Annotated in this window: 3 tRNA genes; all 3 read left to right on the forward strand. The window is 47.0% G+C overall.

The window, feature by feature from the left end:
- The first annotated feature begins 97 nt into the window (after positions 1-97).
- The 3 genes from LI288_RS14205 (at position 98) to LI288_RS14215 (ending at position 381) form a co-directional block, all read left to right on the forward strand.
- Positions 98-170, forward strand: a tRNA-Lys gene (locus LI288_RS14205).
- A gap of 46 nt (positions 171-216) precedes the next feature.
- Positions 217-298: transfer RNA gene (locus LI288_RS14210), tRNA-Leu, on the forward strand.
- 11 nt (positions 299-309) lie between these two features.
- Positions 310-381: transfer RNA gene (locus LI288_RS14215), tRNA-Thr, on the forward strand.

Genomic DNA, 381 nt, shown 5'->3' on the forward strand with positions numbered 1-381 from the left:
GCGGTTATCACGTCGCCCTGTCACGGCGAAGATCGCGGGTTCGATTCCCGTCGGAACCGTTTCAAGTAGGCTTACTTGAAAGGTAATAAAAGAAATAGACTCGTTAGCTCAGTTGGTAGAGCATTTGACTTTTAATCAAAGGGTCGCTGGTTCGAGCCCAGCACGGGTCATACTTTAACATTAGGTTGAGGTATAAAGCGTAAAAGAACTTGTCAAGCGGATGTGGTGAAATTGGCAGACACGCTAGATTTAGGTTCTAGTGCTTTAGGGCGTGGGGGTTCAAGTCCCTTCATCCGCATTTCTTTTATAGCCGACTTAGCTCAGTTGGTAGAGCATCTGATTTGTAATCAGAGGGTCGCGTGTTCGAATCATGTAGTCGGC

Source organism: Lachnospira pectinoschiza, from assembly GCF_020564355.1.
In the GTDB taxonomy this organism is placed as follows: Bacteria; Bacillota; Clostridia; order Lachnospirales; family Lachnospiraceae; genus Lachnospira; species Lachnospira intestinalis.